22 protein-coding genes and 1 tRNA gene are annotated in these 23,996 nt (G+C 66.3%); 10 read left to right on the top strand and 13 right to left on the bottom strand.

What is annotated here, in order from left to right; genetic code table 11:
• Positions 1 to 25 precede the first annotated feature (25 nt).
• Both H7347_RS06300 and H7347_RS06295 read left to right on the top strand, forming a co-directional pair.
• Positions 26 to 98 (top strand) — tRNA-Arg (locus H7347_RS06300).
• 240 nt (positions 99 to 338) lie between these two features.
• Complete coding sequence (locus tag H7347_RS06295) at positions 339 to 881, top strand: YdhK family protein (RefSeq protein WP_152822372.1); 543 nt, start codon at positions 339 to 341, stop codon at positions 879 to 881.
• A 302-nt stretch (positions 882 to 1,183) separates the two neighbouring features.
• Here H7347_RS06295 and H7347_RS06290 read toward each other — a convergent pair whose 3' ends face one another.
• Positions 1,184 to 2,278 (bottom strand): triacylglycerol lipase, encoded by a 1,095-nt coding sequence (locus tag H7347_RS06290; RefSeq protein WP_227659052.1) that lies wholly within the window; start codon positions 2,276 to 2,278, stop codon positions 1,184 to 1,186.
• Positions 2,279 to 2,548: 270 nt separating this feature from the next.
• Positions 2,549 to 3,088 carry a MarR family winged helix-turn-helix transcriptional regulator gene (locus H7347_RS06285; protein ID WP_152822366.1) on the bottom strand — a complete coding sequence of 180 codons (540 nt, stop codon included), beginning with the start codon at positions 3,086 to 3,088 and terminating at the stop codon, positions 2,549 to 2,551.
• Positions 3,089 to 3,233: 145 nt separating this feature from the next.
• On the opposite strand from H7347_RS06285, the gene H7347_RS06280 reads away from it, so the two are divergent.
• On the top strand, positions 3,234 to 3,773 hold the full coding sequence (locus H7347_RS06280) for a YceI family protein (RefSeq protein ID WP_152822363.1): 540 nt from the start codon (positions 3,234 to 3,236) through the stop codon (positions 3,771 to 3,773).
• Here H7347_RS06280 and H7347_RS06275 read toward each other — a convergent pair.
• From H7347_RS06275 to H7347_RS06260, 4 genes are read right to left on the bottom strand one after another with little or no spacing between them, the layout of a single operon-like run.
• Positions 3,760 to 6,330: an AAA family ATPase gene (locus H7347_RS06275; protein ID WP_152822360.1), complete on the bottom strand. Its 2,571-nt coding sequence runs from the start codon at positions 6,328 to 6,330 to the stop codon at positions 3,760 to 3,762. The genes H7347_RS06280 and H7347_RS06275 overlap by 14 nt on opposite strands.
• Positions 6,327 to 7,472 carry a DNA repair exonuclease gene (locus tag H7347_RS06270; RefSeq protein ID WP_152822357.1) on the bottom strand — a complete coding sequence of 382 codons (1,146 nt, stop codon included), beginning with the start codon at positions 7,470 to 7,472 and terminating at the stop codon, positions 6,327 to 6,329. Before H7347_RS06270 ends, H7347_RS06275 begins: the two co-directional genes overlap by 4 nt.
• 10 nt (positions 7,473 to 7,482) lie before the next feature.
• The gene (locus tag H7347_RS10955) at positions 7,483 to 8,277 is read right to left on the bottom strand and encodes an SWIM zinc finger family protein (protein WP_186337324.1); all 795 of its coding nucleotides are present in this window, start codon (positions 8,275 to 8,277) and stop codon (positions 7,483 to 7,485) included.
• Between the two features lie 31 nt (positions 8,278 to 8,308).
• Positions 8,309 to 11,392, bottom strand: coding sequence for a DEAD/DEAH box helicase (locus tag H7347_RS06260; RefSeq protein ID WP_152822354.1), 3,084 nt, complete (start codon positions 11,390 to 11,392; stop codon positions 8,309 to 8,311).
• A gap of 178 nt (positions 11,393 to 11,570) precedes the next feature.
• Here H7347_RS06260 and putP point away from each other — a divergent pair, with 178 nt between their 5' ends.
• The 3 genes from putP to H7347_RS06245 are packed head-to-tail and all read left to right on the top strand — an operon-like array spanning position 11,571 to position 14,281.
• Positions 11,571 to 13,079 (top strand): sodium/proline symporter PutP, encoded by a 1,509-nt coding sequence (gene putP / locus H7347_RS06255; RefSeq protein WP_186337323.1) that lies wholly within the window; start codon positions 11,571 to 11,573, stop codon positions 13,077 to 13,079.
• Between the two features lie 60 nt (positions 13,080 to 13,139).
• Complete coding sequence (locus H7347_RS06250; RefSeq protein ID WP_152822352.1) at positions 13,140 to 13,775, top strand: HNH endonuclease family protein; 636 nt, start codon at positions 13,140 to 13,142, stop codon at positions 13,773 to 13,775.
• Positions 13,776 to 13,807: 32 nt separating this feature from the next.
• The gene (locus H7347_RS06245; protein ID WP_152822349.1) at positions 13,808 to 14,281 is read left to right on the top strand and encodes a DUF2269 domain-containing protein; all 474 of its coding nucleotides are present in this window, start codon (positions 13,808 to 13,810) and stop codon (positions 14,279 to 14,281) included.
• Positions 14,282 to 14,375: 94 nt separating this feature from the next.
• Here H7347_RS06245 and H7347_RS06240 read toward each other — a convergent pair whose 3' ends face one another.
• Positions 14,376 to 16,322, bottom strand: a complete 1,947-nt coding sequence (locus tag H7347_RS06240) for a DEAD/DEAH box helicase (protein ID WP_152822346.1) — start codon at positions 16,320 to 16,322, stop codon at positions 14,376 to 14,378.
• 58 nt (positions 16,323 to 16,380) lie between these two features.
• Positions 16,381 to 17,559, bottom strand: a complete 1,179-nt coding sequence (locus H7347_RS06235) for an MFS transporter (protein WP_152822343.1) — start codon at positions 17,557 to 17,559, stop codon at positions 16,381 to 16,383.
• 32 nt (positions 17,560 to 17,591) lie between these two features.
• Between H7347_RS06235 and H7347_RS06230 the strand changes: the two genes are divergently transcribed.
• Together H7347_RS06230 and H7347_RS06225 are read left to right on the top strand one after the other, a co-directional pair.
• Positions 17,592 to 17,750 carry a hypothetical protein gene (locus H7347_RS06230; protein WP_186337322.1) on the top strand — a complete coding sequence of 53 codons (159 nt, stop codon included), beginning with the start codon at positions 17,592 to 17,594 and terminating at the stop codon, positions 17,748 to 17,750.
• A gap of 109 nt (positions 17,751 to 17,859) precedes the next feature.
• Complete coding sequence (locus H7347_RS06225; RefSeq protein WP_152822341.1) at positions 17,860 to 18,057, top strand: hypothetical protein; 198 nt, start codon at positions 17,860 to 17,862, stop codon at positions 18,055 to 18,057.
• Here the strand turns inward: H7347_RS06225 and H7347_RS06220 are convergent.
• From H7347_RS06220 to H7347_RS06200, 5 genes are all read right to left on the bottom strand, one after another.
• Entirely contained in the window at positions 18,054 to 19,196 is a 1,143-nt protein-coding gene (locus H7347_RS06220; RefSeq protein WP_152822338.1) for an ATP-binding cassette domain-containing protein, read from the bottom strand. The genes H7347_RS06225 and H7347_RS06220 overlap by 4 nt on opposite strands.
• The gene (locus tag H7347_RS06215) at positions 19,193 to 19,912 is read right to left on the bottom strand and encodes an energy-coupling factor transporter transmembrane protein EcfT (protein ID WP_152822336.1); all 720 of its coding nucleotides are present in this window, start codon (positions 19,910 to 19,912) and stop codon (positions 19,193 to 19,195) included. Before H7347_RS06215 ends, H7347_RS06220 begins: the two co-directional genes overlap by 4 nt.
• Positions 19,905 to 20,645 (bottom strand): ECF transporter S component, encoded by a 741-nt coding sequence (locus H7347_RS06210; protein ID WP_152822333.1) that lies wholly within the window; start codon positions 20,643 to 20,645, stop codon positions 19,905 to 19,907. The genes H7347_RS06215 and H7347_RS06210 overlap by 8 nt, the downstream gene beginning before the upstream one ends.
• Positions 20,646 to 20,733: 88 nt before the next feature.
• Positions 20,734 to 21,651, bottom strand: coding sequence for a nucleoside hydrolase (locus H7347_RS06205; protein WP_186337338.1), 918 nt, complete (start codon positions 21,649 to 21,651; stop codon positions 20,734 to 20,736).
• On the bottom strand, positions 21,648 to 22,385 hold the full coding sequence (locus H7347_RS06200; RefSeq protein WP_152822328.1) for a hypothetical protein: 738 nt from the start codon (positions 22,383 to 22,385) through the stop codon (positions 21,648 to 21,650). Before H7347_RS06200 ends, H7347_RS06205 begins: the two co-directional genes overlap by 4 nt.
• Positions 22,386 to 22,516: 131 nt before the next feature.
• Here H7347_RS06200 and H7347_RS06195 point away from each other — a divergent pair, with 131 nt between their 5' ends.
• Together H7347_RS06195 and H7347_RS06190 are read left to right on the top strand one after the other, a co-directional pair.
• A complete protein-coding gene (locus H7347_RS06195) occupies positions 22,517 to 23,332 on the top strand; it encodes a shikimate 5-dehydrogenase (RefSeq protein ID WP_152822325.1) in 816 nt (271 codons plus the stop codon).
• Positions 23,333 to 23,995 carry a hypothetical protein gene (locus H7347_RS06190; RefSeq protein WP_152822322.1) on the top strand — a complete coding sequence of 221 codons (663 nt, stop codon included), beginning with the start codon at positions 23,333 to 23,335 and terminating at the stop codon, positions 23,993 to 23,995.
• The last annotated feature ends 1 nt before the right edge of the window (position 23,996 follow it).

The following is a 23,996-nucleotide window of genomic DNA, read 5'->3' as shown; positions in this document are numbered from 1 at the left end:
CGTTGCTCCGGTTTGCGGGGCTTCCGCCTCCGTAGCTCAGTGGATAGAGCGCCGGTTTCCGGTACCGTAGGTCGCAGGTTCGACTCCTGTCGGGGGCACTATTTATTCACCCGAGTTTTGTTTTCTCCTCGTCTCTGTTTCTCACGGCTGGGTTTCTCCCTCCACGGGCGGTCCGGAATCGAAACGCGGCCCGGTGGCCTGCGTCGGCTGCTTAAGGGGAATCAGGTCGTGGGCGTCACCGCATTCTCCCCCGCATGCCGTCAGTCCAGATAGTGTACGTACTGAGTTTTGAACGCATCGCGTGGTATAGCCCACCGCCCATGATTTACGGTGGAGGAATGAAGAAAATACTCCTGTCTACCAGCCTGGCTCTGATCCTCCCCCTCACCGCCTGCGCAGACAATGCTCCGGAGACCACCCCGGAACCGGAGCAAACCACCGACGCCGCGCAATCCCATCACCACCACGCCGACGGTGGACCGGCGCCCGAGGGGATCGTTCCCGCCGCCAATCCCGCGTATCCGGTAGGCACCGCGGTGCGCCTGACCGCCGATCACATGCCCGGCATGGAGGGAGCGCGCGCCACCGTCTCGGGCGCATACGACACGTATGCCTACGCGGTGAATTACGCCCCCACGCCGGAGGGCACCGAGCACAAGTGGGTGGTTCAGGAGGAGATCGACGGCGCCGGAGACGACCGCCTTGCCGACGGCTCCGAGATACGACTCATCGCAGGCCACATGCCCGGCATGGAAGGGGCCCAGGCCACCGTCGCCTTTTCCACCGATGAGACGGTGTACACGGTGGATTACGAGTCCGAGGGCGAGCAGATAAAGAATCACCAGTGGGTAGTGGAAAGCGAGATGGAACCACTGCGTTAGTCTCGCCCAGAGGCACCCCCGGGGGTGGGGGTTGGCCATCGTCTTGTCGCACCACGCCTACGCCAAAGATGCATCGTGCCACCGCCACACAGGCGTGACCTGACGCTATGAGGCCCTGAACGCCGCGGGATTCCTGGAGGTCTCGTTATCCCCTCGGCTACGCGATGCATGCCGAGGAAGAGCCGAGCAAATACCGTCCGAGGAGGCGTTTCGTCGAGAAGCACAATCATCTGGCCACGACCCCGCGCAGCCCCAATGGCTCCGGGGGTAGTGAACCCGCGGGGCGTGTCCTGCCCGGAAAGCTAGGAGCTGAGTTGCGTGGAGCCTACAGCGGATGCCCCCACCGGCAGCGGGCCGGCCATCGCCGTGCAGGGAACCTCCACGTTCCGACCCAGGGCGTTGGCCGTGAGCGCGTAGGCGCGCGGGGAGAACGTGATGCCCAGGTGATCGGAGCGGTCCTGCACGCACCCCTCCTGGAGCACGATGTTGCGGTGATCCCCGCCGGAGAACTGGCTGTGACTCAGCGGGGTGGCGGCCTCGTCGAAGAGCGTGGAGATGGCCACGTAGCGCACGCCGGGCACCTCGATGCCGCCCTCGCGCAGACCCACCATGAACTCCGAGTGCTCCAGCAGATCGCGCGCACCCGGCCCCACGACCTTATCGATGACGGAATCGACGGAGGAGCCCGCGTTGTTCAGGCCATTGACCACGGTGGACAGCCCCAGCATGGAGGTGCCGCGCAGCACCCCGGCGAGGGTGACCACGGTGCCAACCCCCTTGCCTCCCACGTTCTTGGTGTAGGCCGCGGCGAGCGTACCCCCCTCGGAATAGCCCACGAGATCCACCTCGGTGGCACCGGTGTTCTTCTTCACCCGTTCGATCTGCTCGGTGACCTCCGCGAGGGAGGAATCCAGAGGAGCCAGGGCATCCGCGCCCGGGATGGAACCGGCCAGGGAACTACCCTCGGTACCCTCGGCACCGTTAAAGGCACCATAATTCATGCCATACACGCACTTTCCCTGCGCCGCAATGTAGGGAGCGAAGGAGGCGTAGGTCTGGTAGAAATTGGCCGACATGCCGTGAATGAAGATCACGGGGTTTTCCCCCGGCGCGGGGGTGCATTCCACGTTCGTGTTGATGGGGCTGGGATTCGTGTACTTGGCCTGCGCAGCCATGGAAGCCACGACGTTATCCGTGGGAGCCACGTGCGGCCCCATGCCGGTCCAGTCCAACACCTCCCCGGAGCGAGCCTCCCCGGCCACGGACCCGGTCGCGGGCACCTCGGGAACGGCGACGGCCGGGGTCGCAACCCCGGCGGCCAGGCCCACGGCGGCAAGAGCGGCCGCGACGCGATGGCCCAGCGATGGTAGACCAAAAGAAGCCAGGCGTGGAATCATCACAGGATCCTTCCTTATTCAAACGTATCTCAGCACGAGTAGGAGTGGTGGATGACACAGAAACGACTAATGTGTTCTTGACGTCATTCCAGCATGACCCTACCGGAGAATAGGCGAATACCCAGCATTCCGGCAGGAAAAAATTACCGGAAGCACCGCTAGCTTCATTATATTGTCTACCTTATAGAATGGACTGCAGAAGCAATAGCACACGTACCCCCTGGAAGACGCGCCGCACACCAGCCAAAGCGCCCCCTCGACCCGACCTTTTTAGTCGCGCCCACTCACCCCCGCGCCACCCCCATCCCGATCCGGGCCCGCGCACAGGGCACCCACAAAGCCGGGAACCCCGGGAACGTTGTCCACGGCGAGCACCCCCCGCAAAAACTCCCCCAGCCGAGCAGCCTGCTCCTCGGTGAGATGATCGAAGATCAGGCGGCGCACGCTTTCCACATGCTCCGGGGCCGCGCGCCGCAGCCGCTCCATCCCCTCCTCCGTCACGGAGACCTCCACCCCGCGCGCGTCCCCCGCACTGCGCCCCTTGGCCACCAGGTTGCGCCTGACCATCCGGGTGACCAGGTGCGAGGCCCGGCTGCGATCCCAATCGAGGCACTGGCACAGATCCCGCAGCCGCAGCACACGACCGTCGGCCTCCGAGAGGGTGACGAGCACCGCAAACTCCGAGGCGGAAAGGTCCTGCCCCACCTGGAGGGTTTCATCCAGAACGCGATCGATCTTCCTCATCGCAGCCAGGAGGAGTCGCCACAGGGCCTGCTCCTCCTCCGTGAGCCACCGCGGTGCAATTGCCATGACCTCACCATAGCCAGGCTGCGCGGCCGCGAGGAAACCACGCGGCCCGGTCCGGCGCGGCCCACACCCAGAATATTGACACATCAACATATTTGGCTACGATGGTACCCACCGCCGAAAGGCACCCATCCAGAAAGGAAAAATCATGTCCCCTCTGACCGGCACCTACAGCCTCGACGTCACCCACAGCACCGTGGGGTTCGTGGTGCGTCACGCCATGGTTTCCAAGGTTCGCGGCTTCTTCCGCTCCTTCGAATCCACCCTGACCATCGACGCCGCGGAGCCCTCGCGCTCCACCGTCACCGCCACCATCGAGGTGGCTTCCCTCGATACCGGCAACGCCGACCGCGACGCCCACGTCAAGGGCGGCGACTTCTTCGACACGGAGGCTTTCCCCGAGATGACGTTTAACGCCACCGCCTTCGACATGGTGGACGAGCACTCCGGCACCGTCACCGGTGACCTGACGATCAAGGGCACCACCAAGCCCGTCACCCTCAGCGTGGAGGTAATCGGCCAGGCGGAAGACCCGATGGGAGCCACCCGGCTGGGCTTTAGCGCCACCACCACACTCAACCGCAAGGACTACGGCATCGACTTCCAGATGCCATTGAAAGCGGGCGGGCTCATGCTCTCCGAGGAGATCGCCATCGAGATCGAAGGCTCCGCCGTCAAGAGCTCTTGAGATCCTCGATCCGGTAGCTGCGCTGCGCGACCACCTGAGCGTAGCGCTGCGGCGCGCAGGTCAACACAAACACCTGGTGATCCTCGCCCACCCGGCTTAGCAGCGTGGACATGAGCGCCAGGCGCTCGGGGTCGGTACTGCCCAGTGCATCATCGATGAACACGGGCATGGCATCACCCACTAGCTCCACGATGGCAAAGCGCGTCATCAGCGCCACCTGTTCCTGGGCACCGCCGGAGAGATCCTGCACCGCGATGTTGCGTCCGCCCAGGACGCGCTCGCCGATCGCCAGCTCCTCGGTGAGCCGAAACTCCACGTCGCGGCCGAACACCGTGCGGCCCAGGGCGGTGAGTTGCCGGGCAAAGGGACCCGCATAGCGGGAGCGCGCGGCATCGCGGTGGCGCAGCAGCGCCCCACGCACGGTCGCGGCGGCCTCGGCACGGCGATGCACCGCCGCCAACCGGCGCGCTCGGGCCTGCGCCTGGGCCTGCGCCTGGGCCAGGCGCTCCCCCACGCCATGGGCGGCCTCGATGTGGCTACTCAGCCGGTCGAGTTCCCTGGTGGTACGCGACACCTCCTCGCTCAGGGTCTCGCACTTCGCCACTGCCCCCTGCCACAGGCGTCGGCTGTGCTCGGGGTCCGTGCCCTCCTCGACGGCCTTGGCCCGCTCGTAGGCCACCTGGGCGGAGTCGCGGCGCGCGGCCGCCTCCCGGGCGACCTGCGCCAGGTCCTCCTCGGTGGCCTCCCGCCTCGCCTGGGCCAACCGCGCCTCTAGGTCGGCGTGGCGTTGATCCGCCAATTCCTTGTTGGCCTCCGCCCGCGCATGGTCCACCACGGCGGAGCCGGTGCGCAATTCCTCCACGGCCTGCGCCAGGATATTCTCGGCCTCGTCGCACTCCCTGAGCACACCCGCCGCCTCCTTATCGGCGGCCTCGGCCTGGGCCAAGGCGGGAACCGCCTCGCGCCCGGTCAAGAACGCACGCATATCCTCGCGCTCCGCGCGCAGCTCCTCCGGATCCTGCCCGTGGAGAACCCCCTCGCGTTCCGCGCGCACCAGGGCGCGCTTCTCGGTGGCCTCGGCCGCCGCGCGCGCTTCATCGAGGGAACCGCAATCCAAACGGGCCAATCGCCTCGACAGGATCTCCTCGGCGGCGGCAACCGGATCGTGGGCCGCCTCGTCTTCCCCCCGGGAATACACGGCGGTCACCTCCCCCATCCGCAGGCGGGTTCCTTCGTGTAGTTTCACCTCCCCCGGCACAGAGCAGAGTTCGCCGTCGACAAACACCGTCGCTTCCTCGGGCCCCTCCAGGATCAGCCGCGCCGCCGTGGCACTGCGCACCGCCTGGGCCACACGCACCTCCTCGTAGGCTTTCTCAACCTTTTGCCACTGCGCCCGGCTCACCTCGCGGTTACCCAGGGATGCCAAGCGTTCGTCGATCTCGGCCACCCGGTTGAGCGTGGCGTCGAGTTCGGCTAACCGCTTCCGGGCACGAGCGGCGTGCAGATCCTCGGCGGCGGCGGCGCGCTTGTGCTTCGCCTCGGCCAAGCGCTCGCGGGCCTCGTCGCGCTCCTCGGTGGCCTTGGCAAGCGTTTTCTTATCCGACTCGGCTATGCGGGCGGTTTCCTCGTACCGCGCGGCCACCTCGCGCAGCGCGGCGGAGGATTCCTTGCACTGCTCATCGAGTTTCCTTCGCTCCTTGCACCGCGCCTCGGCGGACTCCCAGAGCACGGTGGCGTCGCGCAATTCTTTTTGCGCCCGTTCGCGCTCCTCGGTGGCCTTGGCCGCCGCGCGATGCCGAGCTTCCGCCTCGGTGGCCGCGCGCCGCGCCTCGGGCAGGGCAGCGCGCGCCTCCTCCTTGCGACGGCGCAGGTTCTCCACCCTTTCTACCTGCTCGGCCAGGCGCTGCGTCTCCTCGCGCACCCGAGCCAGCTCATCCCGGGCCTCCTCGTCTTCTTTTTCCGCCGCCTGTAGTTCCCCTCGTGAGCGGCCCGTCTCGGTATAATAGCGCCGGTATTCCTGGATCGCGGCCTCCACCAGGGCGGAATCGGCCTGGGCGTCACGTGCCGCGTGGCCGGTGTGCTCGTCGAGCACCTGAGTCAGCGAGGGAATGCCCGCGGCCGCAGCCATCTCGGCGGCCTCACCCTGTTTCATGAAGAGCACGTCGAGGAGACGCTCATCGGTGTGCTCGGCCAGCAACCGCTCGATCCTATCGTCGGCCTCCCGCCCGCTGAGATTATCCGTGGCCTCGCCGCGCACCCTCAGGGTACAGGCGGGTCTGCGCAGCCATCTCTTGTCGATCTCCACCTCGTAGGGGCCGATCGTAGCCGTCAGACTCACCTGGGGAGCCTCGTCCGTTCCCACTGGCTGCCAGGCCTTGACCTTTTTGTTCCGCGCGGAGTGCCGCTCCTGCAGCACCGCCCGCACCGCCTCCATGAGCGTGGACTTGCCCTGTTCATTATCCCCGGAAATCACCACCACGCCGCGCTCGGGCACGCCGCGCAGCTCCAGGTGCTCAATACCGCGAAAATGATCCACCACGAGGCTGCGGATCTTCATGCTCGTTCCTCCACCCGCGCGCTCAGGCGCAACAAGAGGTTTACCGCATCCATCTCATCCTCCGCCAACAACTCCTCCAGGGCCTCGGCCGCAAAACCCCGGATATCCGCCCCCGCGATCTCCTCCGGACTGGGCACCAAGTGCAGATCCATGAGACGGCGACGCTCGTAGAGCGCCGCAAAAACGGGCTCGCGCCTCTCGATCCCCGCTTCCAGGGCCCGCATCTGTTCCAGCCCGAGCGTGCCGCGCAGCGAATACTTCACCACGGTGCGGTCCTTGTGCGGGTAGGCGGCCAGCGAGGCGAGAAAGTCAGCCACATCGGCGTCGCTGTTAACCTCCGCGTCCAGGGCCTCGAAGCGCCACGAGCCCACGGGGATCTTCTCCACCTCCACCCGGGCATTGTCGGTCATGGTCTTCTCGATGCGCACGCACAGCACGTTGCCGGAATCCACCTCGCCCCCGCTTGTGCCCGGAGAGCGATCGTGAAAGTCCGTCGTCTCCGGGGCGCCGGAAAACCACACCCGACCGCTGGCCCCCACCTGCTGCGTGGAATGCGTATCCCCCAGGGCCAGGTAATCAATCACCCCCGCCGCCAGCGCGCTTTCCACCTTCTTGAGATCGATCAGCGCCGGATCCGGCTCCGCAGCCCGCCCCGCCACCTGGCCGTGGCCCACCGCCACCCGGATTCCCTGCGTCGGCTCCAAACCCGCCAGTGCCCGCGCCACCAGGTCGGTGCTCGCGTACTTGGCCTTCAGCGGTGCCCCCACCAGCTCCACCCCCTCGCGCACCCGCACCGGACCATGATCCCGCAGGATCGTCACTCCTGGAATGTCGGCGGCGGCATAGAAGGGAGAGTCCGCCACCAAGGGATCGTGATTGCCCGGAAGCAGGAACACCGGCACCCCCATCCCCGCCAGGGCCTCCATGGCTCGGCCCTGGGTGCGCCGGGAGAGGCTATTGCTATCAAAAACATCCCCCGCCATCACCACACAATCCGCCCCCCGCTCGCGGGCGATCTCTCCGATCCTGTGAACCGCATCGAGGCGGGCGGCCTCGAATCGCGCCTGGGCGTCCGCGTCGAGGAACCAACGAGTCATGCCCCATTGCAGGTCGGAGGTATGCAGAAACGTGATATTCGTCATGACGTCTCCTCTACTCACTCCGCACTAAGTAGTCGTACATGTCCTCTATATCGGCAACGGCGCGTAATTGTTCCACCGCGGTATAGGACACCGTGCGCATGGCCTTGTGCAGGAGATCCATGTCAGAGTCCTCGAGGGCCGGAGCCACGACCGGGTCCGGCAGCGCAGGCAGGTCTGTGCCCCGCCAAAAACGGTCGTCGGTGGCCTGGGCCGATTCCTGGCTCAGCTGCCGAGACTGCTCGACCATCTGCCGCTCCACCGCATCCATGCTCAACCCGCGCAGCTCGAAGAGCGCGGCGGGGCGCTGGGCGATCCGCTGGGCCGCCGCCTCCGCCACCGCCACCGCGTGCTGACAGATGACGCTATTATCCGGGCAATCGCAGCGAAAGACGATCCCCTCGCCCACCAGGGCATCGAGAACCTCGGGATCGACGTCGCCGCGCCGCGCACGCTCCAGGCTGCCGCTGCTGGCAGCCAGCGCTCGGGGCACGGCGGTTAAGTCGTCGGCTCCCCGGCGTGGCAGCGCAATCACCACAGCAAAGGGCTCATTGTGGCTGCCCGCCACTCGCGCGGCAATCCTGCCGTGTTCTAGTTCCAGCGACAGCACGCGCCCGGCGCGCGCGTAATCCCGGCCCCGCCGGTAGCGTCCGGCATCCACAGGATCCAGGGCATCGATGAGCCACTGAGCGGCGGCGGGATAGCCGGTGTGCCTGCGCACACGCTCGCGGGATTCCGGCTCTGGAGCGGCGGAACGGGCGCCGAAGTTGGCGTAGATCACGTTGTCCTGGCGAGGCCTGGTGGACACGAATACCCCCTTGATATCCCTCGGGTGGGCGTTAGCGAGCGGCGACTCGTCCACGATAGCTCATCAGCTGGGCCAAATCCTCCGGCGACAGTTCGGTGATCCAGCCCTCGCCCTCCCCCACGACGGCCCCGGCCAGATGCGTTTTACCGTCGAGGATATCCTGAATAGACTCCTCCAGGGTGCCCGCCGTAATCATCTTGTACACCCGAACGTTCTTGCTCTGTCCGATGCGGAAGGCGCGATCCGTGGCCTGGTTTTCCACCGCCGGGTTCCACCAGCGATCCATGTGCACCACCACCGACGCCGCCGTGAGATTCAACCCCGTGCCTCCCGCCTTAAGCGACAGCAGCATGGCCGACGGTCCCTGGGGGTCCTGAAAGCGCTCCACCATGGCGTCGCGCGCCCCCTGGGAGACTCCTCCGTGGAGGAAGTCGATCCGCTCACCCAGCCGCTCGGAGAGATAGGGCTGCAGGATCTCCCCGAAGGCTCGGTACTGGGTGAAGATCAGCACCCGGTGCCCCTCGGTGATGCTGCGATCCAACAACTCCACCAGCTCCGCCACTTTCCCGGAGCGGTGCGTCCCGCGCAGGGTGACCCCGGAACCGTCGCCCAGAAAATGCGCGGGGTGATTGCAGATCTGTTTGATCCTGGTCAGGGAGGCCAGCACCAGGCCTCGGCGGGCGATTCCCTGCACCTCCTCGATCTTGCGCTTCATATCTTCCACATAGGCGGTGTAGAGGGCGGCCTGCTCCGAGGTCATCGGCACGGTGCGCACCTGCTCGGACTTCTCCGGGAGATCATCGATGATCGCCGGGTCCGTTTTGAGCCGGCGCATGATAAACGGCGCGGTGAGCAGGCGCAACCGCTCGGTCATCTGCTCATCGCGATCTCGTTCGATCGCCTTGGCAAAATGATTGCGGAAGAAGGACGCCGAACCCAACACACCGGGGTTGACGAAGTCCAGGATGGAACGCATCTCCGAGAGGCGATTTTCCACCGGGGTTCCGGTCAAAGCGATGCGCTGCCGGGCGGGAATAGAGCGCACCGCTTTGGCCGAGCGGGTGGCGGAGTTTTTGATATGCTGCGCCTCATCAAGCACCACGTGATCCCAGGAGATTCTGGCGCACTGAAGGTGATCCCGGGCGAGCACGCCATAGCTGCTAATCACCAGGTCCGCGCGGCTTACCTCGCGCCGGAAGCTCTCTCCGCGCAGGCGTGTATTGCCGTGGTGCACCACAACGCGCAGGTGGGGCACGAAGCGACGGGCCTCCCGTGCCCAGTTCCCCACCACCGAGGTCGGGGACACCACCAGCGTCGGACCGGTATTCTCGCCCCGGTCATGCTCCACCGCCACCAGGCTCAGCAACTGCAGGGTCTTGCCCAGACCCATGTCATCGGCCAAGACCGCACCGAGGTTGTTGCGGGACATCCAATACAACCAATCCACGCCGCGGCGCTGATACTCGCGCAACTCGGCGTGCACCGTCTCGGGGATCGCCACGCGCTGTGGCGCAGGCGTCTTCGTGCCCCCCATCAGCGAGGTGTACCAGGCGGAACCGGTAAACTCCACCGGCTCCGCGGCCATCGCCTCCAGGGCAATCCGACGCAGCTCCGCCACCGAGACCTGGCCTCGATAATCCTGGCTGTTATTGAACTCCTCGCGCAACCGCTCGGCCTCGGCCACGGCCTTCTCCCAGCCCGGCTCGTTATTCGCCCGGGCCAATTCGGCGCGCATGGCTGCCTCCTCCATGCGCGCCTTCTGCCGCCTGCGGGAGTTGTGCGCCAGCTCCTCCATGTAGGAGCTGATCTTGGCCAGCGCGGCGGTATCGGCCAATACCCATTCCCCGCGCAGCCGGATCAGCCCGGACTTGGAGCGCACCAGCTGCGCCATCTCCTCGTCGGTGAGCTGCGTATCGCCCACGGAAAGCCGCCAGTCATACCCCACCAACTTGTCCATGCCGATGTGGCGCTGGGTGGCCCCCTCGGTCTCCGAGGTCACCACCGTGGCCTTTGTCTCCTGCGTCGCCCAGGCCTTGGGCAGCATCACGGTGATCCCGGCGCGGCGTAAGGAGGGGACGTCGTGCGCAATAAAATGCACGATCTGGGCGGTGGAGAGATAGGCATCCCAGTCCCCGGCCTCCTCCACCAGGCTCAGCGGGCCAGCAGAGGAATCGCCGGCCCCCTCCGCTTTCGGCGCGCCGAGCAGTGGGGAAATCTGCTGGGCTCGGCTCCGGGTCTGTCCCAGCTCCGCCAGGCTCGCCTGGTCAAGGCGATGCTCCCGCAGCGGCTTGGGGCTCGCCACGCCGGAACGCACCTGAAACCGCACCGGCCACACCGCCTCCTCGGGTTCGCCCTCCTCGTCTGCGGGAGGCTGTTCCACGATGAGCACCAGCTGCACATCCACTGCGGTGATGGAATCCTTCCACTCTCGCAGCCTGTTGAGCAGGCCCACTCCCCCGCGACGCAGTGGCTGGTTGGCTAGGAGCGCGGTAGAAAAATCGTGCCAGGGGTGCGGTCGTGGCTCCTCACGCAGCCCCTCCAACTCGGCGGAGGCGATCCAGTGCGGCAGCACCTCGACGATGTCCTCGTCGAGGTTGCGATTGTTGAGGGTCAGGATTCCCGGCGCCGCGGCCCTCATCTGCGCGATCCAGCCGCGCTCCCCTAGCCCCTGGGAAAGCTGCCACTGCGGCCACCACTGATCGTCGAGGTAGGAGAGCTTCAGGGTGACCCGACCCGCCCGCACGAAGCGGCGCATCCCCACGTACATGCGGATGAGCCAGCGCAGGTCGGCGGCGATAGCGCGACGCTGGGCGTGGGTGGCCGCAGGGCTTTCCGCGTCGAGAAAGGCCATCTGCGCTAGCACCCGCACCGTCTGTTCCGGGGCGTAGGCGGTGGTGGGCAGCACGAGGGCAACCTCGCGCCCCTTGGGGGTGCGCAGGGTGGCGCGCAGCCGGTGCCGGAAACTGCTGCGCGCCAACAACGCCGCCACGCTCGGCGGAAAGGTGCCTTCCGGCACCTGCTCGGGGATGACGATGCGATGCCCCTCCACCTGCTCGATCCACAGGTGCAGCCCGGACTGTTGCACCCATAGTCCATGCAGGAGGAAATCGGCCATAGGGGCTAACCTACCATCACCCCGCTCTAGGCTTTCCCACGGACCATGTCGCGAAACTCGCTATCGCCGCAGGCAGAGGCGCACCGTGGCCGAAATTTTCCCACTGGGGATACCGCGAGGCCGTGGTGCTCTACAATCTAGAGCCATCTTTGTTTATGGCCCACCAAGGAGCGCACCCGTGACTGAGACAACATGGTTTGTCCTGGCGATCATCATCTACATGTTTGCCATGCTCGCCATCGGCTATTGGAGTTACCGACGCACCGATAAATACGACGACTACGTCCTGGCAGACCGCTCCCTTTCTCCCTTCGTGGCCGCTCTTTCCGCCGGCGCCTCCGACATGTCCGGCTGGCTGCTCATGGGGCTGCCCGGCGCACTCTTTGTCTCCGGGCTGTCCGAGCTGTGGATCGCCATCGGCCTGCTCATCGGCAGCTACGCCTCATGGACCCTGGTGGCGCCGCGGCTGCGTTCCTACTCGGAGGCCGCCGATAACTCCATCACGCTGCCCAGCTTCTTTGAAAATCGCCTGCGCGATCGCTCCCGCACCCTGCGCATCGTCTCGGCCACCATCATCATCGTCTTCTTCACCTTCTATGTCTCCTCCGGCATGGTCTCCGGGGGAAGGTACTTCGAGGCCACCTTCGGCGGCGACTACCTCACCGGCATGCTCATCATTGCGGCGGTCACCGTGGGCTACACCTTCATCGGGGGCTTCCTCGCGGTGTCGATGACCGACGTCGTCCAGGGCCTCATCATGTTTATCGCCCTGCTGATCGTGCCCGCCATGGCGCTGATCGCCCTCGATGACCCCTGGGACATCTTCACCTGGGCCGCTCACCACGACTACGGCCCCTACACCGGGGGCACCGGCAACCCGGAGTTCTTTCACCTACTCGGCGGAGCCTCCGCCGCCACCGTCATCGGCCACCTTGCCTGGGGGCTGGGTTATTTCGGCCAGCCCCACATCGTGGTGCGCTACATGGCGCTACGCACCCCCGCGGAGGCCAGGAGCAGCCGGCGCATCGGCATCGCCTGGATGACGCTGTGCATCGTCGGAGCCGTATCCGCAGCGGTGGTGGGCACCGTGTTCTTTTCCCACAACCCCGATATTTCGGTGACCGATCAGGTCAACTTTGAGACGATCTTCCTGGACATGGGCCGCATTCTTTTCCACCCGCTCATCGCCGGCCTCGTGCTCACCGCGGTACTCGCCGCCATTATGTCCACGATGAGCTCCCAACTGCTGGTGGTCTCCTCCTCGCTCATCGAGGATCTCTATCGAATCTTTGCCAAGAAAACTCCCGACGAGCACACGCTCATCAACCTCTCCCGCACCGCCGTGGTGGGGGTCTCCCTCTTCGCCGCCGCCTGGGCCGTCCACCCCAGCGACTCTATCCTGGGTCTAGTGGGCTTCGCCTGGGCCGGTTTCGGTTCCGCCTTTGGTCCGCTCATGCTCTTCGCGCTTTACTGGCCCCGCCTGAACACCCCCGGAGCGCTCGCCGGCATGATCACCGGCGCCGTGGTCTCCTTCGCCTGGGGCATGTCCCCACTGTCCGATCGCCTCTACGAGTTGATCCCCGGCTTCCTGCTCTCGGCCATCGCCACCTGGCTCGTCTCCCGCGCCACGACGGCCCCGGAGGCCACCACCGTGGCGCAATTCCACAAGGTCACCGCTCACCGCTAGCCCTACGCCCCGGGCTGCCCCACCGGAACCGCGAAGTCCGCGAGGACGGTCTAAGAAGATATGCCCGCATCGCGTCTCCTCTTCGGCCTCGCCTTGTTGCTTGCCACCGCAGCACTGCTGTGGCAGCCGTACTCCACCCCCACCGGCACTGATGCCGGCGTTCCCCTGCGCCAGAGTCTGCCGCAGATACCCCTCGTACCTCAGCGCACCACGGTGTTGGGCTACCACCGCCCCGCCTTCGGCCCTGGCTGGGCCTCCGCGGGGCGTTGCAGCACCCGGGAAGCCATAGCCCAGGCGCAGTTCGGTAGCGATGCGGTGCACCAGTGCCGGATTATCGCGGCCGGACCCGACCCCTACTCCGGCGCGATGCTCGATCCCTCGGCCGTGGAAATCGACCACATTTTCCCGCTCTCGGCCGCGTGGGACATGGGCGCTTATGCTTGGTCCGAGGAACAACGCCGCCGCTTCGCCAACGACCCACTCAACCTCGTGGCCGTCTCCCAAAAGGAAAATCGGCGCAAGTCGGATCAGCTCCCCTCCCGATGGCTTCCCTCCCACCGCGCCTCGCGCTGCTGGTATGCCCGGCGCCTGGCTCAGGTGGCCGCCGCCTACGACCTCCCCCTGCCCCGTGCGGACGCCGCCGCACTGAGGGCCCAATGCCGGTTTCGGGAACCACCGACGCTGTCGTTAGGCTAGAGGGCGCACTGTACCCCGAAAGGCGTGATTTTTTGTACACCATACTCCTGATCCTGCACGTACTCACTGCGGCGCTGTTCCTCGGCCCGGTCACCGTGGCGGTGTCCTCCTTCCAGGTGCACGCGACCAAGGCCCGGGACAACGACCCCCAGGCCACCGGCATGGCCAACCTCATGCACCGCATCACCTCCTCCTACGGCGTCCTCTCCTTGCTCGTGCCGCTGCTGGGGGTGGCGGTCATGTTCACCGACCCCGGCACCTACTGGAAAAACGGCCTCTTCCACGCCGCCCTGCTCCTTGCGCTCCTCGCCTGGGCACTGTTGCTCTTTCTCATCATCCCGCGGCAAAAGAAGATGATGGCCGCCCTGGGCCTGGCGGAGGACGACGAGGCTCCGGAAGGCGACGCGCACATCGCCGACTGGGACAAGGCCAAGGGCCAGCTCTCCATGTTTGGCGGCATCTTTGCCCTGCTCTGGGTGATGATCCTGGTGCTCATGTTCCTCTAGCACTCACGGCGCGCGATAAGGCGCGGCCGCGTTCCATTCGAAACGCGGCCGCGCCTTACTTTTCGGCCCTATCCGAGAGCCTCCCGAGCCCGGCCTAGTAGCGATCCCGGTAGTTCCTGCGATCTCCGCGATCACCATGGCGCTTGAAATCGCGCTTGCCGCCGCGATCCCCGCGCTGGTAGCCTCCGCGATCGCGCGGCGGTCGTCCCGTATCCGGCTGGATGTTGATCAGCTGCCCGGAAATGCGCGTGTCGGCGAGGCGATCAAAGACCTCGTGTGGCAGACCCTGCGGCAACTCCACGAGGGTATGGTCGCCAAAGATGGAGATCCGGCCGAAGTCCCTGGAATTGAGCCCACCCTCGTTGGCCAGGGCGCCCACGATGGCCCCGGGACGCACGTGCTGACGCTTACCCACGGACAGGCGGTACATCTTCTTACCCGGTTCGGCCTCGAAGCGAGAACGACCACTGGCGTCGCCGCGGTCGAAGCGATCCCGGCGCTCGCGCCGATCTCGATTCCCGCCGCGTCCGCCGCGGTCTTCCCGGTCGAAGCGATCCCGGCGATCCCGGCGCGATTCCTTAGGCTGTTCCTTCATCAGGAACTCGTCGCCCGCCTGGGCCTGGGTAGCCAACGCGGCGGCGATGTCCTCCAGCGGGATGTCATGTTCCTCGGAATAGCTCTTGACCAACCCCCGGAAAAGCTCGATCTGGGAATCCTCGAGAGATTGGGTGATGGAATCCGCGAACTTCGCCTTGCGGGACTCGTTCACCTCATCGACGGTGGGCAGATCCATCTCCGTGAGCGGGGCATTCGTGGCGCGCTCGATGGAGCGCAGCATGCGTCGCTCGCGCGGGGTCACAAAGAGGATCGCCTGGCCGGAGCGCCCGGCGCGCCCCGTGCGACCAATCCGGTGCACGTAGGATTCCGTGTCGTTGGGAATATCGAAATTCAGCACGTGGCTGATCCGCTCCACGTCCAGGCCGCGCGCCGCGACATCGGTGGCCACCAGGATGTCCAGGCGGCCGTCCTTGAGCTGATCCACGGTGCGCTCGCGCTGCGCCTGGGCGATGTCGCCGTTGATGGCGGCCGCCGAGAATCCCCTGGCGCGAAGTTTCTCCGCAACCTCTTCGGTCTCATTCTTGGTGCGCACGAAGACGATCATGGCCTCGAACTCGGTGACCTCAAGGATCCTGGTGAGGGCATCGAGTTTGTTGCGATGGGCCACGTGGAGCCAGCGCTGCGTGATGTTGGTATTCGTGCGAGTCTTGGACTTCACCGTGATCTCGCGAGGATCATTCAGGTACTGCTTGGAGATGCGGCGAATACCCGCGGGCATCGTGGCGGAGAAGAGCGCGACTTGCTTATCCTCCGGGGTGTCTTCCAGAATGCGCTCCACGTCCTCCTGGAAGCCCATGTTGAGCATCTCGTCGGCCTCGTCGAGCACGAGGAACCGCAGGGAGGAAATATCCAGAGAGCCCTTTTCCAGGTGATCGATCACACGGCCGGGGGTGCCCACGATGATCTGGGCGCCGCGGCGCAGGCCGGAGAGCTGAATGCCGTAGGCCTGGCCTCCGTAGATGGGCAGCACATGGATGTTGCCCAGGTGATCAGCGAAGGACTGGAAGGAGTCCGCCACCTGGAGCGCGAGCTCGCGGGTGGGGGCCAGCACGAGGGCCTGGGGGGAGCGCTCGGAGACGGTGATACGCGAAAGGATGGGCAGGGCAAAGGCCGCCGTCTTTCCGGTACCCGTCTGCGCCAGTCCCACCACGTCGTTGCCCTCCATGAGGAGGGGAATGGTTTGGGCCTGGATGGGGGAAGGATTCTCAAAACCCACCTTGGACACAGCGCTAAGCACGTTGTCCGGGAGACCAAGGCTATCGAATGTGGGCTGATCGTTGTCCGCTGCTGCGGAGTCGGTAGCCTCAGAAGTCATCGCGTCCCTGGTGTCTTGTTCCCCACCCTGCGATAGTTCCTGAGATTCCGACGCTGTCACGTTATCCGGCTCGCTCACGCCGCCGGTGGCGTTATCGGTAATGCTCATTGTTGTCCCAGAATACGCCACCGGCGGGATTTTGCCTGCATTGTGCAGGTAAAGGTGCTTACTTGCGTCCCGGCAGGGTCTCCCTGCCCCACCACCACACCAGCGCGGCCAGCCACGTCAATGCCCCACACAGTCCAAAGCCCCAGCCGAAGCCCCACGCCTGGGACACGGCCCCCACCACCAGGGGGCCGAGGATCGCCCCGCAGTCCATCGCCATCTGAAAGTTGGCCAGCACGCGCCCACCGGAACGCTGCTCACCCACCACGTCGGCCACCACCGCCTGCTGCGCGGGATTTAGGATGCCCGCGCCCGCGCCCGCCATCGCCGAGGTCAGCAGCAGGACAACCAGGCCATGAGTCATCCCCATCGCCGCGGTAGCCGCCCCGTTCACGATCAGGCCGGACACGATCAGGGGCCTGCGCCCCAGCGAATCCGCCCAGCGCCCCGAAAATTGCAGGCAGGCGGCGTTGCCCACCGCGAAGGAGGTCAGCGCCAATCCCGCCGCGGCACCCGAGCCCTGGAAGGAGGCAGCAAAGAGCGGGAGGGTGGCCACGCGGACCCCAAAGTTCGACCATCCATGGGCAAACGAGCTCACCAGGGCACAGCGGTATGCGGAATCGCGGAAGGCCTCGCGGAAGGCCATCGGTACCGTGACCTCGTTCGCGGGTCGATCGACGCCCCGGGGCATCCGCCGCCACACCACCGCGGCGGCCACCAGCAATGCGGCCCCGTACAGCACGAATGGAACGCGCAGCCCCAACGGGGCCAGGGCGGAACCCAGCAGCGGCCCAAGGATGCTCCCTAGGAGGAAGGCCGAAGCGTAGACCGAGGAACATCGACCCCGGATGCGTGGCGGCGCAAAGGTCACAATGAGGCTCATGGCCGAGACCGTAAACATCGTGGATCCCACCCCCGCGAGGCCGCGCAGGGCAAGAATCTGCCAGTAGTCCCGGGCCAGTGAGAGGGCCGCGGTGGTCAGGGCCACCAGGATCAGGCCGCTGAGGTACACCGCGCGGGAACCGAGGGCGTCGATCAGTCGGCCCGAGGCCGGGGCAAAGAGCAGCCGGAAGAACGCGAAGATCGAGACCACCGCGCTCGCCGCTGCCATACCCACGTCGAAGGTCTGGGCATACTGCGGGATGATCGGGGAGATCAGGCCGTAGCCCAGGGCGATGAGGAAGGCGGCGCTGACCAGCACCCATATCTGTCGGGGAATCGCGGTGGTATCGATCGACATAGCGTCTCCACCCTAGACCTCAGGCACAGCGCATGGTAATATTCGAATATTCGTTCCCCTTCTACGGTATCCGTCCCGCCCTCGACGCCATGCTGGAGCGATACCTCCTCGAGCACCATGACGATCTGCCCGCCCGGATCCCCGCCACCCTGCGGCATCCCCGGTACTGTGCCCTTTCCCGGGCGCGGTGAAAACCACCACGGAGAGGCTTTACCCTATCCCCTCTCCGGTGAGCCTCCAGCAGGCACCGTATCGAGCCGTGCGCCCACACCACGAGGCCGCCTCTGCTCAGGGCTATCCTTGAGCCAGGCCGGCGAGCAGCAGGCGCAATCCCGCCGTCGCGGAAGCCTGGGGCGTGCCCTCGTTCCCGAGTTCGCGATCACGGCGGCGCACGGATTCCCCGGGAAACCCGCCCCACCTATCGCTGGCGCGTGGGCGGGTGCTTTTCGCCCCGTCGATTCCCCAAGCTCCTCCTTCGCCGAGGCCTCCGAGGCCTAACCGGAGGCCCGGTCGAGGTCGTAGATTTCCACTCGGGCATACCGCGACACCTGCGCCACGAAGGCCTCGTCGTGACAGGTCAGCACGATACCCCCGCCGGAGGCCAGATACTCGGCCAGGATGCAATGCACGCGATGGCGCCCGGGGGCGTCGCAACCCACATCCGGTTCGTCCAGGGCCACCACCGGGCGACCCAGCTGAACCGCCCCCAGCACCTGCGCGCAACGTAGATCACTGGCGGCAAGGTCGAGGGGGTGGGCCTCCGGTTCGATGCCCCAGCGCCGACATGACCGGGCCTGCCCCACCATGCCGGCGACCCGGGCGTCGATCACCTGATCTCGGCTGCTTTGGAGGGCCAGGGCCACCGCGGTGGTGGGGGTAGCCCCGTCGAGACCCGCTAGGGCCCGCAACAAAGAGGTCTTCCCCGCGCCATTGGGACCGCGTACCCAGGTCACTCCCCCGCGCGCCACGCTCAGCGTGTGCGGGCCGCTGCGGAAATTCTCGCCGCGCCGCAGTCGCACGCACCGAAAATATTCCCGCTCCCGGCCCGGGGTCACCGGATCGGGCAGGGCTAGCTCACGGCGCGGCGCCTTCTCGCCTAGATCCGCGCCGTTCCACCACAGCACCGATCCCGCCAGCTCGGGAACCGGATCGTAGCCCACCACCAGGATCGCCCGCCCCCGACGCGCCAGGTCGCGGTAGAGGGTCACCACGGCGCCTCGGGATTCCGTGTCCAGGCCGGCCAAGGGGTCGTCGGCCACCATCAGATCGGACTCGAGCACCGCCATCGCGGCCAGCACCAGCCTGCGGGTTTGGCCCCCGGACAGCGCATGTGGATGCGACCACGCGAACTCACCCAGGCCCAGAAGCCCCACGGCGTCTCGCACCGCCTCGACCATGCGCTCTCGTGACACCCCGCGCTGTTCCAGGCCAAAGGCCACCTCCTCGCTGACCGTATCGCGCAGGCCGCTCAGCGCGCTCTGCGCCTCCTGCGGCACCACCACGGCCCCGGCGCGAGCCTCGGCCACCCGGCGGGCCAGGCGGGAAAGACCACTGCCGGAATCCCCCAGCACCTGGGTGATCGTGCCGGGCCAAAGATAGCCTCGCGTCAACGCCTCGACCGCACCATCGATGCTCATATCGCGGCCCTTCCCATCACCGCCGCCACGGCCACCACCGGTAGGACCCACCGCACGACGCGTTGGGGCCGGGAATCCGGCACGGGCCGCAGCAACGTTCTGGGACCCGGGTTCCCCAGTCCTAAGGTCTCCAGGCTCCGCGCGCTGTGCGCGGCGCGCACCATCAAGGTGGTCACCAGCGGGGTTATCACCCTCGGGATCACCGCCAGGCCCCCGGTGGAACGCCCCGCCAGCGCGTTGGCCTCCCGGATTCTGTCCACTGCGACGCGGGCCTCCGGGACCAGGCGCAGCGTCGCACCCACTATATAACCCAACGAGGCCGGCAGGCCCGCAGCCTGCACCGCCTTGGCTAGATCCGCCACCCGGAACGTCGCGGTAGCAGCCAGCACCGCCGTCACCAGGGCCCCAAAACGCAGGCTGAGCACCAGCGCTACTGCAAGCCCGTCGGCGGTGAGCAACGGGGCCAAAGGCCGCTGACCGTGCGGGGCATGGATGAGGATCATGGAGGCCGAGACCGGGGCACTCAATGCAAGGCCCCACAGCGGTACCCGCCACGGCTGCGATCGCGTCGTCGAGAACGCAGCGGCCCACCCCCAGGCCGCGAGGACGCAGGCGGCCGACACCCATGGGGAGTTCAGCCCCACCACCGCGATCCATGCGCTTGCCGCCACGGAAAGGCCGGTAAAGGGGTGCACCCCGGGGCTTCCGTTAAGCATCCTCGCCCCGCAGCTGTCTCACCGCGCTCTGAGGCAAGGTCGCGATCGCCTGGCGCACCAGGAGGAACACGATCGCCTTATCCAGGGGATCGGACATAAAGGACTGCAAGGTCACCGACCCCAGCAGGCTCGTACCCATCGCGCGGAAGGCCGAGACCAACGCACCCGTGCCCACCCCGGCGGTGCCGCCGTACACGAAAGCCGCCACCGGCGCCGCAACCATGCCGCAGACGATACCCACCAAGGCACCCGAAAGGGCCGTGGTCCACCAGGCGCGCAGCACGCCGCGGTGGGTCATCGTCCACCCGGCGAGGCCGCCGACGAGCGCGCTCGCGGCGGCAAAGGGCAGGGCCGCCGGGTTCAGCAGGCCCCATACCACGGAGCTCAGCGCACCCGTGGCCAGGCCCACCAGGGGACCGGCCAGAGCCGCCACCACGACGGTGCCCAGGGAATCCAGGTACAGCGGAATCCCGATGCTGCCCACGATCTCCCCCGCCACGATGTTGAGCACCAGGGCCACCGGGATCAGGGTGACGGTGCGCACCGGCACCGCCGGCAGCGTGGCCACCAGCAGCAAGACCGCCCCGCCCACGTAGCCGAGCAACGTCGTCATCGCCGGGGCGGAGCCACCTACCGATTCCCAATCTGCTGGCCGGGCAAAGACCAAATAAAACCACGTGAGGACGATGCAGGCGATGCCCGCGAGGGCGATGAGGCGGCGTGGCAGGGTCATGAGGGATACTTCCTTAAGAAGGGGAGATTAAGGAAAAGCTCCACCCCTATGTCACCTCGGGGCGGCGCGCATTATTCGAAGCACCACCTTAACATTCCCGCAACACCGCCGCCGCACGCAGCAGCTCCCGGTGTGCACCGGGCACATCAGCCTCCTCGATCAGCAGCGCATTGGGCGGCAGGCCCCAGTGACCGCGCAGATCCGCCACCGTTGTGCCACGCAGCAGCGACGAATCCGCCTCCACCTTGATCCGCGTGAGCCGCCCCCGCGAGGCAACGGTATCCAGGGCGATCATGCAGGTCAAAAGGTCGTGAATCTGCGCCAGATAGCCCTCTCCCTGGTCCCGGTGGAACTCGAAGTAAAAGCGCAAAAGCTCGGGCAGGTCCTGGGCTATCTCCGTCTCCCCCAGGATCGCCACCAACCGAGCCAACGATGTGGGGTCAAGGGTCAGCTTCTCAGTGACACCCAGGGAGCACACCGTCATCGGCTCCAAGGTCTGATCAAAGACCCGCCGGGCGGCGTGCGGATCCACCCAGGAGTTCCACTCGGCGGTGGGGGTGGTATTACCGGGATGAAGATACGCTCCGCCCATGAGGGTGACCTGGGGCCGTGGGCCCCACAGGGCCAGGTGCGTGGCTGGCCCCACCACGATCACGTGCGCCCGGGGGTAGCGTCCCCACAACTCCCTCCAGGTGGGCCCCTCCTTGTTCCACGCTTTCGAGACGCGCAGGTACCCCAGGCCCGTGGGGCCGTGGGTTTCCGGGGTGGTCACTAAATCTACCGACAGCGGACTCGGTTCCCCGGCCGCCACCGGAACATCCGGCAACCCGCACCGACGCAGGATATAGCGACTGTTGGCGGCGGCTTGCGCCGCCGTGGTATTGCCCGCCGTACAGGTAACCGCGCATAGCTCTATTTCTCCGGTGTGATGCAGGGCGGCGAGGTACATCAGCGCCAGGGCGTCATCGATCCCCGTATCGCAGTCGAGGAGAACCTGGGTAGCTATTCCTCTTCCTCCCCATCCGGCTCATACAGATCCGGCTCGTCATCGACGGGCGAAAGCTGCTCCTCCCAGCTCTCCGCCTGGTCTGCGGCCAGGGAAAGAACATCGAAGAGGCGATCAAAATCCGTGAATTCCCCTAGCTCCAACACCTCGTCCTCACCGAGGTCGGCGCCGTCGCCGAGGGTCTGGAAAAGGCGCCGTCGATCCTCCTCGGACAGCATCGCTTCGCCGTCGGATTCCCATAGCTCGTCGATGGCCTGATCCATCAGGTCCTCGCCCGTTTCCGCCGCGCTAAGGAAGCTCACCCGCGCGGTGGGGCGGCCGGCGATAAGCTCGACGAACACCTGGATCTCGGAGTTCTCCGCCACGTCGGCGCGCACCAAGTTGGGTTCCAAGGCGTCCTGGTAGAAGTCCAACTCCCCGACGCGCTCATCAGTCCCCTCCAGCAGGTCGCGCAGGACGGTGACCACCTGGTCGGTAGCGATGTGGTGCGCCACCGTAGCCACGGCATCAGCCACGGAAAACACTACGGAAACGAGCACGGCCTCAAAGTCTTCGTCGTCCTCGTCTACGTCGGCGGCGGCGATATAAACATTAGCCGCGGGCAACAGCGGGTCGATCTCGATGAACTGGATTTCCACCTCGGAGGTGATGGGAACAAAAAGCACCTCGCCCCCCACCCGGGATTCGATGCCATCGGCATCCAGCGCGGCGGCGATGTCCTCAAAGAAGCTCATGGTCTTGTCCTACCTTCCCAGCGACGAGGGATGAACACGCACCAGCCTAGCCCGGTTATCCCAGCGCCGCCCGCTACTCGCATTCGCCCAGTTCCGCGGCCCCGTCCCGGCCATGCTCTACGGTAAATGGCATGGTACCTACCCTCGACCGCGATACCACGCTGTGCATCTCGCTGGCGGCCCGTCCCTCCCAACACGGGGTGCGCTTCCACAACTGGCTCTACTCCCGGCTCGGGTTGAATTACGCCTACCACGCCATCGCGCCGGAGGACATCGTCGCTGCCGTGGCGGGGATCCGGGGCCTGGGAATCCGGGGCGCCGGGATATCCATGCCCTATAAACAGCAGGTCATACCCCTGCTCGACGCCCTGGATGACTCCGCCCACAGGCTTACATCCGTGAATACTATTGTCAACGATGATGGGCATCTCATCGGCTACAACACCGATTATCTCGCCGTGGCCTCGCTGGTACGAGAAAGCGGGATTGACCCCGCACAACCGGTGGCCCTGCGCGGTTCCGGGGGCATGGCCAGCGCCGTGGCCACCGCCCTGGCCGATCTGGGGTTTCGCGGCACCATCGTGGCGCGCAATCACCACACCGGCACCCGCCTGGCCACCCGATTGGGATGGGATCACGCCACCGAGGTGCCCACCGGGGCGAGTTTCCTGGTCAATGTCACTCCTCTGGGCATGAGCGGCCCCGACGAGGAGATCCAGGCGTTCAACGATGCCGAGCTTGCCCGCGCCCAGGCCGTCTGTGACGCCGTCGCCATGCCGGTGGATACTCCGTTGATTCGCCGCGCCAGGGCCCTGGGGCTGCCCCTCATTCACGGCGGAGACATCATCGCCTTGCAAGCCGCAGAGCAATTCACCCTGTACACCGGGGTCACCCCCACCCCCGCGCAGGTGCGCGAGGCCGAGCAATACGCGCAGGAGAGTCGATAAATGTCTAGTCCACTCACCGAATCCCCCCGCAATCCCGTAGCACGTGCCCTGGTGGCCGGGCTCGACCGCGCAGTCCGGATACAGGCGAGCACCATCGAGGCCTACATCTCCCGCCTCCGCCGCAGGCACCCCGGGGCCACCCCGGAGGAGATTCAGCGCGCCCTGGATAAGCACTTTCTGCGCGTGGTATCCGGTTCCGGCGCCTCCGCCGGCGGAGCCGCGGCCATTCCCGGCGTCGGCCTACTCACCGGAGCGGCCGCGCTGAGCGCCGAGTCCCTGGTATTTCTCGACGTCGCCGCCTTCTACTGCGTAGCCAGCGCGCACGCGCACGGGGTGCATATCCACGATCCCGAACGCCGCCGCATGATCGTGATGATGTGTCTGCTGGGTTCCTCCGGCACCGCCATCGTGGACGCCCTCCTGCCCGCCGGGGTGGATCGTCTCTCCATGCCTCACACGTCACGGTTCTCCGGCACCGCCCTGGGACAGATCAACAATCGACTCCTGCGCACGCTACTGGGGCGTAGCACCACGAGGATGACCGGGGCCTGGCTCGGCAAGCTCATGCCGCTGGGTATTGGCTCGGTGGTGGGCCTGATGGCCAATCGCGGAATCGCCAAGAAGATGATCCGCCACACCCGCGAGGCCCTCGCGGAATGGTAAA

Origin of the sequence: Corynebacterium sp. zg-331, from assembly GCF_014267345.1 — a bacterium.
Taxonomy (GTDB): domain Bacteria; phylum Actinomycetota; class Actinomycetes; order Mycobacteriales; family Mycobacteriaceae; genus Corynebacterium.
Note: the sequence above shows the minus strand (reverse complement) of the source record. Positions and strands in the feature narration are given on the sequence as shown.